Here is a 14,190-nt window from a genome sequence, read left to right as displayed (position 1 = left end):
TGCTGCCTGCACGGAGGTTGTCATGGCTGCGCATAAAGAAAATTCACTTTCAACTACACTCCCTCTGCCACTTGCTGCCCGTCTTGGTACTGCGGTGGTTTCGCTCATGCTCGGCGCTTTCCTGATCTACGGCGTCGGTCTCGCGCATTCGGATACGCTGCATGATTCGGCGCATGACACGCGTCACTCTTACGGTTTTCCTTGTCACTGAGCAGTTAAAGCATCTGTTTTAGGATTTGGTGCTTTGCAGCGCCCGATGGTGAATGGCCGTCGGCGCGAGTTTTTTGTTGAGGGACAAGAATGTTAATCCGTTATCTTCTGGCCACGCTTGCTGCTGGCCTTCTGGCAGGGCTTCTCGTGACGCCTGCCATGTATTTGAAAACTGTTCCGCTCATCATTCAGGCGGAAACTTATGAAGACGCTGGTGGTGGCCACAGCCATGGTGAAGCAGAAGCTGCCGCGCCACATGATCATGCCGCTGCTGCAACTGCTGCTAGTGAAGGTGAAGAAGCTGGAGCCGAACTGCCGTTTGGTCGTCTTGGCAATACATTGCTTGCCAATCTCGTGGCCGGTGCAGGTTTTGCGCTTCTGCTCGGCGGTGTAGCGTTGCTGCTCGGTCGTCGCATCACCCCGCAGAACGGTATTCTCTGGGGTATGGCTGGTTTTTTTACGGTCGCTTTCCTGCCAGCTTTAGGGCTTTCGCCGGAATTGCCTGCGATGCCCGCTGCGGATTTGGCTGAACGTCAGCTTTGGTGGCTTTCCACGGTGGTCTTGAGCGGTGTTGGTATTTATCTGCTGGTTCTGCGTGGAGAAGTGGTTTCCAAGATCCTTGGTCTGGTGCTGATCGTTGCACCACATCTTTATGGCGCGCCGCATCCGGAAGATATTTCCTCGCCAATTCCATCGCTGCTGGCCTCGCAATATGCTGTCGCATCTCTGGCAACCAACCTCTTTATGTGGGCTGTGATCGGTCTGGCACTAGGCTGGTTCATTCAGACTTACGCAAAGTCGGAAGTGGAAGGCTGATAGGAATGGCTTCGTCAGGAAAAATTACATTCGTTCTCGGCGGAGCCCGTTCCGGTAAGTCGTCTTATGCAGAGAAACTGGTTGAAGACTCAGGACTTCAGCCAGTCTATCTGGCAACTGGACGCGCATTCGACGAGGAAATGGAAAGCCGCATCTCCATTCATCGCCATCGTCGGGGAAGCGAATGGCAGACGGTGGAGGAACCGCTTGATCTTGTTGGAATGCTCGAAAAACATGCAAGGCATGACCGCTTTGTGCTGGTCGATTGCCTGACACTCTGGATCACCAATCTGATGATGGCAGAGCAGAATATCGCTGCTGAAACTAAGACACTGATAGCGGCGTTGCGCCAGCTTTCAGGTCCGGTTGTATTCGTTTCGAACGAAGTTGGACTTGGCATTGTGCCGGAAAATCGGATGGCGCGGGAGTTTCGCGATCATGCCGGTTTTTTGCATCAGGCCGTGGCATCAGTGGCGGATGAAGTTTATTTCATGGCGGCAGGTCTGTCGCTCAAAATGAAGGGATAATTCGATGCAGGGACAAAAGATTCCAGCAACCGTGATCACCGGCTTTTTAGGTTCGGGCAAGACCACGATGATCCGCAATTTGCTGGAAAACGCCAATGGCAAGCGTATTGCGCTCATCATCAACGAGTTCGGCGATCTGGGCGTCGATGGCGGAATTCTGAAAGGTTGTGGTATCGAAAGCTGCCGTGAGGAAGACGTGATCGAACTCAACAATGGTTGCATTTGCTGCACTGTTGCCGATGATTTCATTCCGACCATGACCAAGCTTCTCGACCGTGCGGATCGTCCTGATCATATCGTGATTGAAACGTCGGGTCTGGCGCTGCCACAGCCCCTGGTCGCAGCCTTCAACTGGCCTGAAATCAAGACGCAGGTTACGGTTGACGGTGTGGTGACTGTGATTGATGCAGCCGCCGTTGCTGAAGGCCGTTTTGCCGATGATCACGACAAGGTGGATGCACAGCGTGCAGCGGACGAATCTCTTGATCATGAAAGCCCTTTAGAGGAACTTTTTGAGGATCAGATTCATGCGGCCGACCTTATCGTTCTGAATAAGGCCGATCTCGTTGATCCATCGAAACTCGATAGCGTGAAGGCCGATGTGGCTGAGCGCTCAACGCGCCGCGTCAATATGGTGTCGGCAAGTTTTGGCAAGCTTGGTGCCGATGTACTGCTCGGTCTTGGCGTGGGTACGGAAGACGATATTGCCAACCGCAAGTCGCATCATGAAATCCATCATGCTGATGGCCATGAGCATGATCACGACGAGTTTGAAAGCTTTGTTGTTGAAGCAGGCTCTGTTGCCGATCCGAAGGCATTTACCGAGAAGCTTATGGCCGTGATTGCGGAACATGATGTTCTGCGTCTCAAGGGCTTTGTCGACGTACCGGGTAAGCCGATGCGTCTGGTTGTGCAGGCCGTTGGTCCGCGTATTGAGCATTATTTCGACCGCCCATGGGGCAAAGATGAAGTGCGCAATACGCGTCTTGTCGTCATTGGTCTGCATGAGATCGATGAGCAGGCAATCACCAAAGCCGTGAAAGACGCTGTTTCATAATGCACTTATTGCTTGCCCAGAAAGGAACGATCAGCGACGGCAACGAGGCCATCGATCTTGGCCAGACGCCGGGCGAAATATTGTTCCTTTCCGCTGCTGACACCGAATTGGCCAGCCTTGCCCAAGCTCATAAGCTTGTGCAGGGCGGGCCAAGTCTGAGGCCAAGTCTAAGACTCGCCAATTTTCTAAGCCTTACCCATCCGATGTCAGTGGATACCTATGTGGAGCGCACGGCGCGTCACGCGAAGCTGATCGTGGTGCGTATCATTGGTGGTGAAACCTACTGGCCTTATGGGCTGGAGGCACTGCATGCTTCTGCGCTTGCGCATGGGGCAAAGATAGCCGTGCTGCCGGGCGACGACAAACCGGATCATGGTCTGGACAGATTTTCCAATGTGCCTGTCAGCGAGCGCGAGGCGCTTTGGCAGTATCTGATCGAAGGCGGAGCGGCGAATACGAGCGCTTTCCTCAGCTATTGCGCTGCAATGATTTCTGGTTTGGAAAAGCCGGAAGAAGCAGCGCCCCTATTGAAGGCTGGTTTGTGGTGGCCGGGTGATGCGGTGTCATCGCTTGATAGTATTAAAAATCATTGGCCGAATGCAGACGCGCCAGTTGCTGCAATAATCTTCTATCGTGCTCTGGTGCAAAGCGGTCAGACGCAACCGGTAGAAGCGTTGATTGATGGCTTGAAGGCTCAGGGTCTCAACTCGCTGCCGATTTTCGTTTCAAGTCTCAAGGACCGGCTTTCTGCTGCCGTAGTCGACGGTGTGTTTGAAGATTGCACGCCGGATATCGTGCTGAATGCTACCGGTTTTGCTATTTCCTCACCAGGAGCAGAACGCAAACCGACTGTGCTTGATAAACGCGGCAACATGGTTCTGCAGGTGATTTTCTCAGGCACGCCAAAGGCTGTATGGGAAACATCACAGCAGGGTCTGCTCGCACGTGATCTCGCGATGAATGTGGCACTTCCGGAAGTCGACGGGCGTGTGCTGTCTCGCGCTGTGTCGTTCAAATCGGCAAAGCAGTTTGATGCTTCCGTTGAAGCCAATATCGTTACTCATGAGCCGGATGAGGGCCGCGTGGCTTTTGTGGCAAAGCTTGCCGCGCGTTGGGTGCGGCTGAGGCGCAAGAAATCGCCGGAGCGCCGTATTGGGCTGATCCTTGCCAATTATCCAAATCGCGACGGGCGGCTAGGTAATGGGGTTGGGCTCGATACGCCAGCCGGTACTGTCGAAGTGCTGCGTGCTATGAAAGTTGAGGGCTATGTAGTCGGTGATATTCCAGCCGATAGCGATGCCCTGATGCGCCAACTTATGGCTGGGCCAACCAATGCCGCACGCGATGGACGCGAAATCCGAGAAACCATTTCCCTGAATCAATACAAGCGCTTCTTTGAAATGCTTCCCAGTGTGATTCAAGGTGAAGTGAACGCACGCTGGGGTGCTCCGGAGAACGATCCTTATTTTGCGAACGAGCTTGATGCCTTCGCATTGCCGCTCATGCGCCTTGGTGAAACGCATGTTGGTATTCAGCCTGCGCGCGGGTACAATATCGATCCGAAAGAAACCTATCACTCGCCTGATCTGGTGCCGCCGCACGGCTATATCGCCTTCTACGCTTACTTGCGTGATGTGGCAGAGGTCGATGCAATTGTGCATATGGGCAAGCACGGTAATCTGGAATGGTTGCCTGGCAAGGCGCTGGCTTTGTCGGAAAACTGTTATCCAGAAGCGGTCTTCGGGCCCACACCGCATGTCTATCCTTTTATTGTCAATGATCCCGGTGAGGGTACGCAGGCCAAGCGCCGTGCGGGTGCTGTGATCATTGATCATCTGACGCCGCCGCTGACACGTGCGGAAAGCTACGGACCCCTCAAAGATCTCGAAGCGCTGGTCGATGAATATTACGAGGCGTCGGGTGTTGATCCGCGCCGCCTGTTGCGGCTCAAAGGTCAGATACTCGATCTGGTGCGCGATATCGGTCTTGATCGTGATGCGGGCATCCATGCCCATGACGATGAAGACATGGCGCTGCAAAAGCTCGATGCATATCTCTGCGATCTCAAGGAAATGCAGATCCGTGATGGCCTGCATATTTTTGGACTGGCGCCCGAGGGGCGATTGCTCACCGATCTGCTGGTCGCACTTGCACGCGTCCCGCGTGGCATCCCTGTTTCGCTGGGTGGTCTGCCCGGCGATCAGAGCCTGCAACGGGCTATCGCCAGAGATGCGGGGCTTGGTGATGAGTTCGATCCGCTCGATTGCGCAATGGCCGAACCGTGGACCGGGCTGAAACCTCGATTGCTTGAGGCTGTAAGTCCGGCAAGCTGGCGCATTGTTGGCGATACGGTTGAACGGATCGAATTGCTTGCGGCGCAATTTGTTGAAGGCTCGGCGAGTTGCCCTGATGATTGGGTACAGACGACTGCTGTGCTGCAATCCATCAACGACCATTTGCGGCTCATGGTGACATCATGCGGTCCGTCGGAGATTGAGGGCTTTCTGTCTGCTATTTCGGGGCGTTTTGTGCCTCCGGGACCATCCGGCGCGCCGACGCGTGGACGACCCGATGTTCTGCCGACTGGGCGCAATTTCTTCTCGACAGATAGCCGTGCTGTGCCGACACCGGCAGCGTGGGAGCTGGGTTGTAAATCAGCAGAACTGTTGATTACGCGTTACACGCAGGATCATGGCGAATGGCCAACCTCGTTTGGTTTGACTGCATGGGGTACATCCAACATGCGCACGGGCGGCGACGATATTGCGCAGGCCCTGGCGCTCATCGGCGTGAAGCCGGTCTGGGATATGGCCTCACGTCGGGTCACGGGCTACGAGATCGTGCCAATCGCTAAGCTTGGTCGCCCACGCGTTGATGTGACGCTGCGCATCTCCGGCTTTTTCCGCGATGCCTTCCCGGAGCAGATTGCTCTGTTTGACAAAGCTGTTCGCGCTATCGGTGCACTTGATGAAGAGGTGGAAGACAATCCGATTGCCGCACGCATCAAAGCCGAGCAGGCGCGACTCATCGCAACGGGTGCCGATGAAAAGACCGCCGAACGCCGTGCCGGTTATCGCGTATTCGGCTCAAAACCCGGCGCCTATGGCGCAGGTTTGCAAGCTCTTATCGATGAAAAAGGCTGGGCCGGTCGTAATGATCTTGCCGAAGCATGGCTTGTTTGGGGCGGCTATGCCTATGGCGCTGGCGAGGAAGGGCAGGCCGAGCGCGGACTTCTTGAAGAGCGGCTTCGTTCCGTGCAGGCCGTGGTGCAGAATCAGGACAATCGCGAGCACGATCTGCTCGACAGCGACGACTATTACCAGTTTGAGGGCGGCATGGCCGCAACCGTCGAGAAGCTGACTGGCTCAATGCCGGAGGTTTATCATAATGACCATTCGCGGCCTGAAAAGCCGGTGATCCGCACGCTGGAAGAAGAGCTTTCGCGTGTGGTGCGTGGACGCGCCGCGAATCCCAAATGGATCGCTGGCGTGATGCGTCATGGCTATAAGGGCGCAGCTGAAATTGCGGCTACTGTTGATTATCTCTTTGCCTTTGCGGCCACGACCGGCAAAGTCGGCAATCATCATTTCGAAATGGTCTATCAGGCTTATATCGCTGATAAGGCGGTGCATGATTTCATGCTTGATAAAAACCCCGCCGCACTGAGCGAAACCGCATCGAAGCTCTATGAGGCCATCGAGCGTGGCTTCTGGGTGCCGCGTTCCAATTCAGCACGTTTTGAGCTGGAAAATCTTATGAAACTGATTCCGGGCGCTTGATCCCGAAAAGTTGCAGACTTTTCGGATAAGATCACGCGTTAACAAGGAGGCATTAAATGGCTGAGAAATCTGCAAAACTTCTTTCGATGACGGAAGAGGAACTGAATGCCCGCCACGCGGATAAAATGCGCAAGAAGAAGGTCGCACGCGACAAGATACAGGCCACCAAGACCGAGGAAAAAGGGCTTGTGATTGTCAATACCGGCAAGGGCAAGGGCAAGTCGACCGCAGGTTTCGGCATGGTTTTCCGCGCGCTCGGTCATGGTATGAAGATTGGCATTGTTCAGTTTGTCAAAGGTTCATGGGATACTGGCGAACGCTGGGTGTTGGAGAAGTTTCCTGAACAGGTGACGATTTCTGCACTTGGCGAAGGCTTCACCTGGGAAACGCAGGACCGTGCCCGCGACATTGAAATGGCGCGCGGTGCCTGGGAGCAGGCCAAGGCGATGATCATGGACGAGAGCTATGACATGGTGCTGTGCGACGAGCTCAACATCGTGCTGCGTTATGATTATCTGCCCGTCGAGGAAGTGATAGAAGTACTAAACGCCAAGCCGGAAATGAAGCATGTCATCATTACCGGCCGCAATGCCAAGGATGAGCTTATCGAAGCCGCAGACCTTGTCACCGAGATGGAAATGATCAAACATCCTTTCCGTTCGGGCGTGAGAGCACAAAAGGGTATCGAGTTCTGATCATGGTGGCGAGCTGGCAATTCTGGGCATTGATGTCGGCGGTCTTCGCCGCCCTGACCGCGATTTTTGCGAAAATTGGTATTCAGGGCATCAATTCGGACTTTGCCACGCTGGTCCGCACACTGGTCATTATCGGTGCATTGTGCCTGTTCCTGACCATCACCGGGCAATGGCAAAGGCCGGGCGATATTTCCGCAAGATCATGGCTGTTTCTTGTGCTGTCGGGCCTTGCCACCGGGGCGTCGTGGCTGGCTTATTTTCGCGCGTTGCAGATTGGCGATGCGGCGCGCGTTGCCCCCGTCGACAAGCTTTCGGTGGTGCTGGTGGCCTTGTTTGGTGCAGCATTTCTCGGCGAGCGCATGTCTGCCATCAACTGGTTTGGCATTGTGCTGATTGGCTGTGGCGTGGTGCTGGTGGCGTTGCGTGTTTAAAAACCAATCCACTGGCGTAGCGGATTGGTTCCGTCCATCAGCAGACGAACCGCGAGTGCCAAACTAACAACAATCAGCAACGGCTTGATGATGCGGGAGCCGATCTTCATGGCAAGGCTTGCGCCGATCTGCGCGCCTATGAACTGCGCGATGCCCATGCAGATGCCGATTTTCCAGTTGATGACGCCAACAAGCGCAAAAGTGGCGAAACCCCCGACATTGGACGCGCAGTTGAGCAACTTGGTGTGGGCCGTAGCTTTCAGGACGCCGAAACCTGCCAGCGCGACAAAAGCTAGCATGAAGAATGAGCCGGTGCCGGGACCGAACAGGCCGTCATAAAAGCCGATTAGCGGAACGATTGTGACGCCAAACAGAAATGGACCGATGCGGCGGGTGCGGTCAACGTCGCCAAGGCTTGGCTTCACGGCAAAATAGACGGCAATTGCAATGAGAAGCATTGGCAGTGCTGCGCGCATAATATCGACCGGTAGCACAGTCGCCAGCAACGCGCCAAATACAGAACCGATGAGCGAAGCGAGCGCTTCCGGCCATTGTTCTTTGATATTCACATGGCCTTTGCGAGCATAGGCGATTGTTGCGGAGGAAGAACCGAAAAGCCCTTGCAGCTTGTTTGTACCGAGCGCCTCCACTGGGGGAATGCCCGCAAGAAGCAGAGCGGGGATTGTAATCATTCCGCCGCCACCCGCGATGGAATCAATGATCCCGGCAATGAAAGCGGCCATAGTCAGAAGGAGCGTTAAGGTGTCGAAGAATTCAAGCATGGAGGGGGATTCCGGGATGAGATGGCGCAACATAGAGCAGACAGTCCCGTTACGCCAGCCGGGGTGCGACTTAGAGTATTTCTGGATTAAGTTTACTCATTTTGTTTGACGCAGATCTTGGTCCGAAAACCGGTTCCTACTTTTCGGGATTTGCTCCAGCGCTTCCGAAAATCCTTAGCTGTTGCATTGTGGCGCTTGCGTTGTTTACTGGTTAGGGCATCATTGGAAAAAGTTGCTAACACAACACAGGAGAGGGTAGCCCATGAGTGAAAGCATTTTCGAACGCATCTCTGCGTTTCTCAGCAAAAAAAGCGCTGTGCAGCGTGTTGCCGAAGATCCGGCCCTCGCTTCGGAATTGCTTCTCCTGCTTCATGTGGTCTTCGCAGACGGCGACCGTCACCCGGCTGAAATTGCTGCTTTCAAAGCGATTGCTTCAGAGAGCTTTGGGATTTCGGCAGAGGAATTGCCAGAAGTGACTGAGTATCTGAAGGATTTCGGATATGAAACCACGACGAAGCAGGCAGCCAGCATGTTGGCTGAAATGGCACCTGAGCGCCGTGCTTCCTTGCTACGCGATTTGATGAGAGTTGCTTGCGCGGACAACCATATCGATCAGTCTGAAACCGCAATGATCAAGCGTATCGCTGATGTGCTCGGCGTAACGGCTGACGATTTGCGTCAGGCGCAGCAAGCATCGCCCTGTGGTCTCTGACGCAACGCGCATTGTTTTGGGAATGGGCAGCTCCTCAGGCGTATACCTTGAGGAGCTTGTTTCATTGGCGGATAAGGTGCTAGCGGGTGTGGGTGTTATAAAGCCCGATATGATCGCAACACTGGACACGAAACAAGGTGAGCCGGTCTGGCTGGCTCTTGCCGAGCATTATGGGTGCAGCTTGCGCTTCTTTGCTGCGGAACGGCTTGAGCAGGAAACATTTCGCATCAAGAACCCGTCGGAGGCGGTTTTCGCAACAATCGGTTGTCATGGTGTCGCGGAATCTGCCGCGCTGGCGGCAGCAGGACCGGCAGCTTTTCTAAGGGTAGAAAAGACTTTGGGCGGTCGTGTCACCGCAGCATTGGCGGTGACATGAGTTTGATTATTGGGCCGTTTCAGTTTTGCGGCGTTGCACAATGTAAGTTGCAATGGTCGCAAAGATTAGCAGTAGAGCCGTGGCTACGATCACTGCGACATAAGCATTCTCAAAAGAGGATGCGGCAAGTTTGGTCAATAGGCTGGCATCTTCCGGCGGCAATGATTGCGCTGCCAGCAATGCTTCATCAAGACTGTCACGAGCAATGATCGGGATATTCCGTCCCGCCGGTAGCACGAGGCTTGCCGTGTAGAAGGCCGACAGGATGGTGCCGAAAATCGTTACACCCAGCGCATTGCCAAGTTCGAATGATACTTCCTCGACAGACGCTGCCATGCCAGCCTTCTCTGCAGGCGCATTTCCCATGATCGAGGACGATGCGCCCGTCATCGCACAGCCAACACCAAAGCCGAGCACTGCCAGTCCCGCAAGATAGAACGGGGCAGAGAGCTTATAGGTCAGAATGTAGATCACGACGCCAAGCGCTGTAATTGCGAGCGATGCCCATAGCACCTTGCCTGCGCCAAGGCGCGGCAATTGCATGCCAGCGATTGGACCAGCAACGAATGCAGCCAGCGGGATAGGCAGGATTACAAGACCGGCCTGCAAAGGTGACATGCCTTCGATCAACTGCATGCGCTGGCTGAAAACAAGTTCCATACCGGTCATGGATCCTGATGCGACAAGGGCTGCAAACACGCCCATTGAGAACAGTCTCGTCTTGAACAGCGAGAAATCGATGAGCGGTTCAGTGCTTGCAAGCTGCCTGCGGACGAAGATCGTCGTGGCAATAAGGCCGATGACGAGCACCACTGCGAAAATGGTCATGGATGCATCGCGCTTGGCGAGTTCCTTGACGGCATAGGTGAGCGCGATCAGACCGATCATGATTTGGATCGAGCCGACGAGGTCCCATTTGCGTTTTGAGCCGAGTGGGCGGTTTTCAAGGTTGATGGCAGATAAAGCCAAAGCCACCAGAACAACTGGCACGTTGATCAGGAATACCGAACCCCACCAGAAATATTCAAGCAACACACCGCCCGCAACTGGACCGATTGCGGCACCGCCGGAAGCGATTGCGGCCCAAATACCAATAGCAAGTGAGCGTTCTTTCTCATCGGTGAAGGTGAGGCGGATGATCGACAATGTGGCAGGCATCATCATTGCGGCACCGCAGGCAAGGAATGCACGGGCTGCGATCAAGATTTCAGGATTGGGCGAATAGGCTGCGCAAAGCGACGCAAGGCCAAACACGGCCAGACCATTCATGAACATGCGCTTGTGGCCGAGCTTATCGCCCAGTGTGCCGAGGCCCGGCAGAAGACCTGCCACAACCAGCGGATAAATATTCATGATCCAGAGCTTTTCCGAAGCGCTGGCTGCCAGATCATGGGTGAGACGTGGCAATGCCGTGTAGAGGACCGTCATATCCACAACGATCAGGAACAACGCGCTGGAAACGATTGCGAGAACGAGCCAGCGATTTTGCGGCAACATCGAATTATACCTTTTCAATACGAGCGTATTCAAACTTGTCAGGGTGGCTGACATAATATAAATCCGTTCGTATGGAAAGTAAGAAATTGCAGAAAACTGGCCGTCCACGTTCGATTGATCGCGATCATGTGCTCGATATGGCCGAAAAAATCGTGACAGAAGGCGGGATCGTCGCGCTGACCATGGATGCCGTTGCGCAGGCCTCCGGTGTTACCAAGGGCGGCGTACAATATTGTTTCGGCAATAAGGACGGACTTCTGAAAGCGATGATCGAACGCTGGGGCGACCGGTTTGATGATCAGGTTACAGCGCGCAAGCAGAATAAAAGTGACGCGATTTCCCATATTGCTGCGCATATCGGCATAACCCGCCAAAGCAATGCTGAAGACGATTCCCGCTTCGCGGCGATGATGGCCAGCCTTATTCCAAATACTGAATATCTCAATGAAACCCGTATCTGGTATCGCAAGCAATGGGATGGTCTGGATGTGTCCACACCGGAAGGACGCAAAGCCCGCCTTGCTTTCATCGCCAATGAGGGCGCGTTTTTGCTCAGAAGCTTCAACTTCTTCGAACTAACGCAGGACGAATGGCAGTCGATCTTCAATGATATTGAAGGGCTTTTGCCCAAAAGCGCCTGAAAGCAATTGACTTGCCCGTTACCAAACAGGCATTCGGAATTCCTGAATTGAGGAAAAAAGCGTGACAGTTCATTTCATTGGAGCCGGTCCGGGTGCTGCCGATCTTATTACCGTGCGCGGTCTTCGATTGATCGAAAGCTGTCCGGTCTGCATCTATGCGGGGTCGCTGGTGCCGAAAGAAGTGGTTGCCTCAGCTCCAACAGATACGCTTCTGATCGATAGCTCCGCGCTTACGCTCAATGAAATTATCGCTGAAATCGAAGCGGCACATGCGAAAGGCTATGATGTTGCACGGGTGCATTCGGGCGATCCGTCGATATACGGCGCAATGGCTGAACAGATGCGCAGGCTCGATGCACTTGGGATTCCCTATGATGTGACGCCGGGTGTGCCAGCCTTTGTTGCGGCTGCGGCTGCCATGAAGCAGGAATTGACTATTCCAGAAATCAATCAGAGCATTATTCTCACTCGCACATCAGTGAAGTCGTCTGCCATGCCGGAAGGCGAAGACCTCGCAACGCTTGGCAAATCGGGTGCGACGCTGGTTATCCATCTTTCGATCCGCAATGTTGCGAAGATCAGAACCGAACTCACCCCACTTTATGGTGCGGATTGCCCTGTGGTGGTCGCTTACCGCGTGGGATGGTCGGATGAGCAGATTTTGCGTGGTACCTTGTCGGATATCGAGGCCAAGATTGAAGCGACTGATCTCAAACGCACCGCGATGATTTTCGTTGGCCGGGGACTTGATCCAAAGAATTTTCGGGATTCAGCGCTTTATCATGAAGCGCACAGCCATGTTGCGCGATCAAAGCTTGAGGGCTAAGCGGGTAAAAGCCATAGCTTCTTCTACTGTCGCAACAACGGTTTTTGCTGCGACTGGCGGACGGGCTATCATCATGACGGGAATGGCGAGATCGCGCGCAGCCTCGATTTTGGCATAAGATATGCTGCCACCCGAATTGCGGCTGATAATCAGACCGATTCTGCGTGCCGAGAGGAAATGCTTTTCAGATTCACAATTTCCCGGTTTTGCCAGAACAATTTCGCAATCTTGCGGCAGTTTTACGTGTGGCGGATCGATCATCCGGATGACAAAATGCACATCGTTCCGCTCTGCAAATGGTTCGATGTGTTGTCGTCCCAATGCGAGAAACACACACTCGCCTGCCGGGATTAAAGCGGCTGCCTGCGCTTCGCTTGAAATATCAATCCAGTTATCGTCACTCTGTTTTTGCCAGGTAGGGCGTTCCAGCCGCAGCAGCGGAATATCTGCTGCCTGAGAGGCTATAACTGCGTTTTGCGAAATACGCGTCGCATAGGGATGCGTTGCATCGATAATGAGGTCAATCTGTTCCGTGACGAGATAGTCCGCAAGACCTTCTGCGCCGCCGAAGCCACCAATTCGAACCGCGCCGTTGATTGCAGCGGGATTAGCCGTGCGGCCCGCCAATGATGTTATGGCATCGACGGGGAGGGGCTGTAATGCGAAAGCAAGCTTTGAAGCTTCCGCTGTGCCGCCAAGGATTAGTATCTTTGGCTTAGAGGCGGGCAAGAATCGTCCCCTTGCGGTCCGTTACGATAATTTCGACTTCAACGGGCGCGCCGCGCAAGGTTTCGAGTGCTGTTTCTTTGGCTTTCTGTGCAATTGGTGTCGCCATGTCGATGCCAATGCTTTGAGTCAATTCAAGCACTTCCATTGCCGTGTTGGCAAAAAGAATCCGGTCCTTCATGTCGTCTGGTGCGCCTGCTTTTTCGGCGATAGCCCAGAGAAAACCTTTGTCGACCTGCGAGCGCGAAGAATGAAGATCGAGTGCACCTTGCGCAAGCTTTGTAAGCTTGGCGAAGCCGCCTGCAATGGTGAGTTTATCGATTGGGTGTTCGCGCAGATATTTGAGTACGCCGCCTGCAAAGTCGCCCATGTCGAGAATGGCGAAGTCCGGTAAATCGTAAATGGCTTGCGCTGCATCTTCCGACGTTGAGCCTGTCGCACCCAGAACGTGTTTCTGCCCTGCCGCACGTGCGACATCAATGCCGCGATGGATCGAATGAATCCAGGCTGAGCAGGAGAATGGATGAACGACGCCGGTTGTGCCGAGGATGGAAATGCCGCCAACGATACCAAGACGAGGGTTCCACGTCTTTTGTGCGATCTCCTCACCACCCGGAACTGAAATCGTAATGACGAGATCGGCTGGCAGGCCATATTCGGCGCAAATCTGCTCACAGATTTCTGTCATCATGCGGCGCGGAACAGGATTGATTGCCGCTTCACCAGGAGGGATTTGCAGACCGGGCCGCGTAACGGTGCCAACACCTTCGCCCGCCTGAAATACAATGCCTGTGCCGGGAGGGGCGGGGAAAACAGTTGAAATGATCGTGGCACCATGAGTTACGTCCGGGTCGTCGCCCGCGTCCTTCACGATGCCTGCCATCGCATAGCCTTCGCCAAGACCTTCATAGGCAAGCTGAAAATAGGGCACATCGCCTTTGGGCAGGATAATACCAACCGGGTCGGGGAATTCGCCGGTGATGAGCGCAGTCAGTGCTGCCTTGGTTGCGGCTGTGGCGCAGGCACCTGTGGTCCAGCCGCGACGTAAGGGTTCTTGTCCGCTATTTTGCGCTTTTTCCTTGCGGGCTGTAGTTTCGTCGTTCATGGATGCCTGC

The 14,190-nt window shown here is 54.3% G+C and carries 15 protein-coding genes; 11 read left to right on the top strand and 4 right to left on the bottom strand.

Annotation, left to right across the window (positions count from 1 at the left end; all coding sequences use genetic code 11):
* Positions 1 to 22: 22 nt before the first annotated feature.
* From C9380_RS07730 to C9380_RS07700, 7 genes are all read left to right on the top strand, one after another.
* Entirely contained in the window at positions 23 to 211 is a 189-nt protein-coding gene (locus tag C9380_RS07730; RefSeq protein ID WP_024898918.1) for a CbtB domain-containing protein, read from the top strand.
* Positions 212 to 300: 89 nt separating this feature from the next.
* A complete protein-coding gene (locus C9380_RS07725; RefSeq protein ID WP_100558822.1) occupies positions 301 to 1,026 on the top strand; it encodes a CbtA family protein in 726 nt (241 codons plus the stop codon).
* Between the two features lie 5 nt (positions 1,027 to 1,031).
* Entirely contained in the window at positions 1,032 to 1,553 is a 522-nt protein-coding gene (gene cobU, locus C9380_RS07720; protein WP_100558823.1) for a bifunctional adenosylcobinamide kinase/adenosylcobinamide-phosphate guanylyltransferase, read from the top strand.
* A 4-nt stretch (positions 1,554 to 1,557) separates the two neighbouring features.
* Positions 1,558 to 2,610: a cobalamin biosynthesis protein CobW gene (gene cobW / locus C9380_RS07715; protein WP_128093320.1), complete on the top strand. Its 1,053-nt coding sequence runs from the start codon at positions 1,558 to 1,560 to the stop codon at positions 2,608 to 2,610.
* Positions 2,610 to 6,389 (top strand): cobaltochelatase subunit CobN, encoded by a 3,780-nt coding sequence (cobN, locus tag C9380_RS07710; protein ID WP_128093319.1) that lies wholly within the window; start codon positions 2,610 to 2,612, stop codon positions 6,387 to 6,389. Before cobW ends, cobN begins: the two co-directional genes overlap by 1 nt.
* A 56-nt stretch (positions 6,390 to 6,445) precedes the next feature.
* Positions 6,446 to 7,084: a cob(I)yrinic acid a,c-diamide adenosyltransferase gene (gene cobO / locus C9380_RS07705; protein WP_024898923.1), complete on the top strand. Its 639-nt coding sequence runs from the start codon at positions 6,446 to 6,448 to the stop codon at positions 7,082 to 7,084.
* Between the two features lie 2 nt (positions 7,085 to 7,086).
* Positions 7,087 to 7,515, top strand: a complete 429-nt coding sequence (locus tag C9380_RS07700) for an EamA family transporter (protein WP_024898924.1) — start codon at positions 7,087 to 7,089, stop codon at positions 7,513 to 7,515.
* Here the strand turns inward: C9380_RS07700 and C9380_RS07695 are convergent.
* Entirely contained in the window at positions 7,512 to 8,297 is a 786-nt protein-coding gene (locus tag C9380_RS07695) for a TSUP family transporter (RefSeq protein ID WP_024898925.1), read from the bottom strand. The genes C9380_RS07700 and C9380_RS07695 overlap by 4 nt on opposite strands.
* A 262-nt stretch (positions 8,298 to 8,559) precedes the next feature.
* Here C9380_RS07695 and C9380_RS07690 point away from each other — a divergent pair, with 262 nt between their 5' ends.
* Together C9380_RS07690 and C9380_RS07685 are read left to right on the top strand one after the other, a co-directional pair.
* On the top strand, positions 8,560 to 9,009 hold the full coding sequence (locus C9380_RS07690; protein ID WP_024898926.1) for a tellurite resistance TerB family protein: 450 nt from the start codon (positions 8,560 to 8,562) through the stop codon (positions 9,007 to 9,009).
* Between the two features lie 22 nt (positions 9,010 to 9,031).
* The gene (locus C9380_RS07685) at positions 9,032 to 9,385 is read left to right on the top strand and encodes a cobalamin biosynthesis protein (protein ID WP_128093645.1); all 354 of its coding nucleotides are present in this window, start codon (positions 9,032 to 9,034) and stop codon (positions 9,383 to 9,385) included.
* Between the two features lie 6 nt (positions 9,386 to 9,391).
* On the opposite strand, the gene C9380_RS07680 is transcribed toward C9380_RS07685, so the two are convergent.
* A complete protein-coding gene (locus C9380_RS07680) occupies positions 9,392 to 10,936 on the bottom strand; it encodes an MFS transporter (RefSeq protein WP_282183924.1) in 1,545 nt (514 codons plus the stop codon).
* A 32-nt stretch (positions 10,937 to 10,968) separates the two neighbouring features.
* Here C9380_RS07680 and C9380_RS07675 point away from each other — a divergent pair, with 32 nt between their 5' ends.
* On the top strand, positions 10,969 to 11,523 hold the full coding sequence (locus tag C9380_RS07675) for a TetR/AcrR family transcriptional regulator (RefSeq protein WP_024898928.1): 555 nt from the start codon (positions 10,969 to 10,971) through the stop codon (positions 11,521 to 11,523).
* Positions 11,524 to 11,584: 61 nt separating this feature from the next.
* Positions 11,585 to 12,349, top strand: a complete 765-nt coding sequence (cobM, locus tag C9380_RS07670) for a precorrin-4 C(11)-methyltransferase (RefSeq protein ID WP_024898929.1) — start codon at positions 11,585 to 11,587, stop codon at positions 12,347 to 12,349.
* On the opposite strand, the gene C9380_RS07665 is transcribed toward cobM, so the two are convergent.
* Both C9380_RS07665 and C9380_RS07660 read right to left on the bottom strand, forming a co-directional pair.
* Positions 12,332 to 13,078 carry a cobalt-precorrin-6A reductase gene (locus tag C9380_RS07665; RefSeq protein WP_128093318.1) on the bottom strand — a complete coding sequence of 249 codons (747 nt, stop codon included), beginning with the start codon at positions 13,076 to 13,078 and terminating at the stop codon, positions 12,332 to 12,334. The two genes, cobM and C9380_RS07665, sit on opposite strands and share 18 nt — an antisense overlap.
* Complete coding sequence (locus C9380_RS07660; protein WP_024898931.1) at positions 13,065 to 14,180, bottom strand: cobalt-precorrin-5B (C(1))-methyltransferase; 1,116 nt, start codon at positions 14,178 to 14,180, stop codon at positions 13,065 to 13,067. The genes C9380_RS07665 and C9380_RS07660 overlap by 14 nt, the downstream gene beginning before the upstream one ends.
* Between the last annotated feature and the right edge of the window lie 10 nt (positions 14,181 to 14,190).

It is taken from the genome of Brucella pituitosa, assembly GCF_003049685.1.
GTDB classification, from domain to species: domain Bacteria; phylum Pseudomonadota; class Alphaproteobacteria; order Rhizobiales; family Rhizobiaceae; genus Brucella; species Brucella pituitosa.
This window is presented reverse-complemented; position numbering and strand designations above follow the sequence as displayed.

Bases quoted from the DNA above. Each gene is read 5' to 3' on its own strand.
- C9380_RS07690 (WP_024898926.1), top strand. From the start codon at position 8,560: ATGAGTGAAAGCATTTTCGAACGCATCTCTGCGTTTCTCAGCAAAAAA.
- cobO (WP_024898923.1), top strand. From the start codon at position 6,446: ATGGCTGAGAAATCTGCAAAACTTCTTTCGATGACGGAAGAGGAACTG.
- C9380_RS07695 (WP_024898925.1), bottom strand. From the start codon at position 8,297: ATGCTTGAATTCTTCGACACCTTAACGCTCCTTCTGACTATGGCCGCT.
- C9380_RS07725 (WP_100558822.1), top strand. From the start codon at position 301: ATGTTAATCCGTTATCTTCTGGCCACGCTTGCTGCTGGCCTTCTGGCA.
- C9380_RS07680 (WP_282183924.1), bottom strand. From the start codon at position 10,936: ATGTCAGCCACCCTGACAAGTTTGAATACGCTCGTATTGAAAAGGTAT.
- cobN (WP_128093319.1), top strand. From the start codon at position 2,610: ATGCACTTATTGCTTGCCCAGAAAGGAACGATCAGCGACGGCAACGAG.
- C9380_RS07660 (WP_024898931.1), bottom strand. From the start codon at position 14,180: ATGAACGACGAAACTACAGCCCGCAAGGAAAAAGCGCAAAATAGCGGA.
- C9380_RS07700 (WP_024898924.1), top strand. From the start codon at position 7,087: ATGGTGGCGAGCTGGCAATTCTGGGCATTGATGTCGGCGGTCTTCGCC.
- C9380_RS07685 (WP_128093645.1), top strand. From the start codon at position 9,032: ATGGGCAGCTCCTCAGGCGTATACCTTGAGGAGCTTGTTTCATTGGCG.
- cobW (WP_128093320.1), top strand. From the start codon at position 1,558: ATGCAGGGACAAAAGATTCCAGCAACCGTGATCACCGGCTTTTTAGGT.
- cobU (WP_100558823.1), top strand. From the start codon at position 1,032: ATGGCTTCGTCAGGAAAAATTACATTCGTTCTCGGCGGAGCCCGTTCC.
- C9380_RS07730 (WP_024898918.1), top strand. From the start codon at position 23: ATGGCTGCGCATAAAGAAAATTCACTTTCAACTACACTCCCTCTGCCA.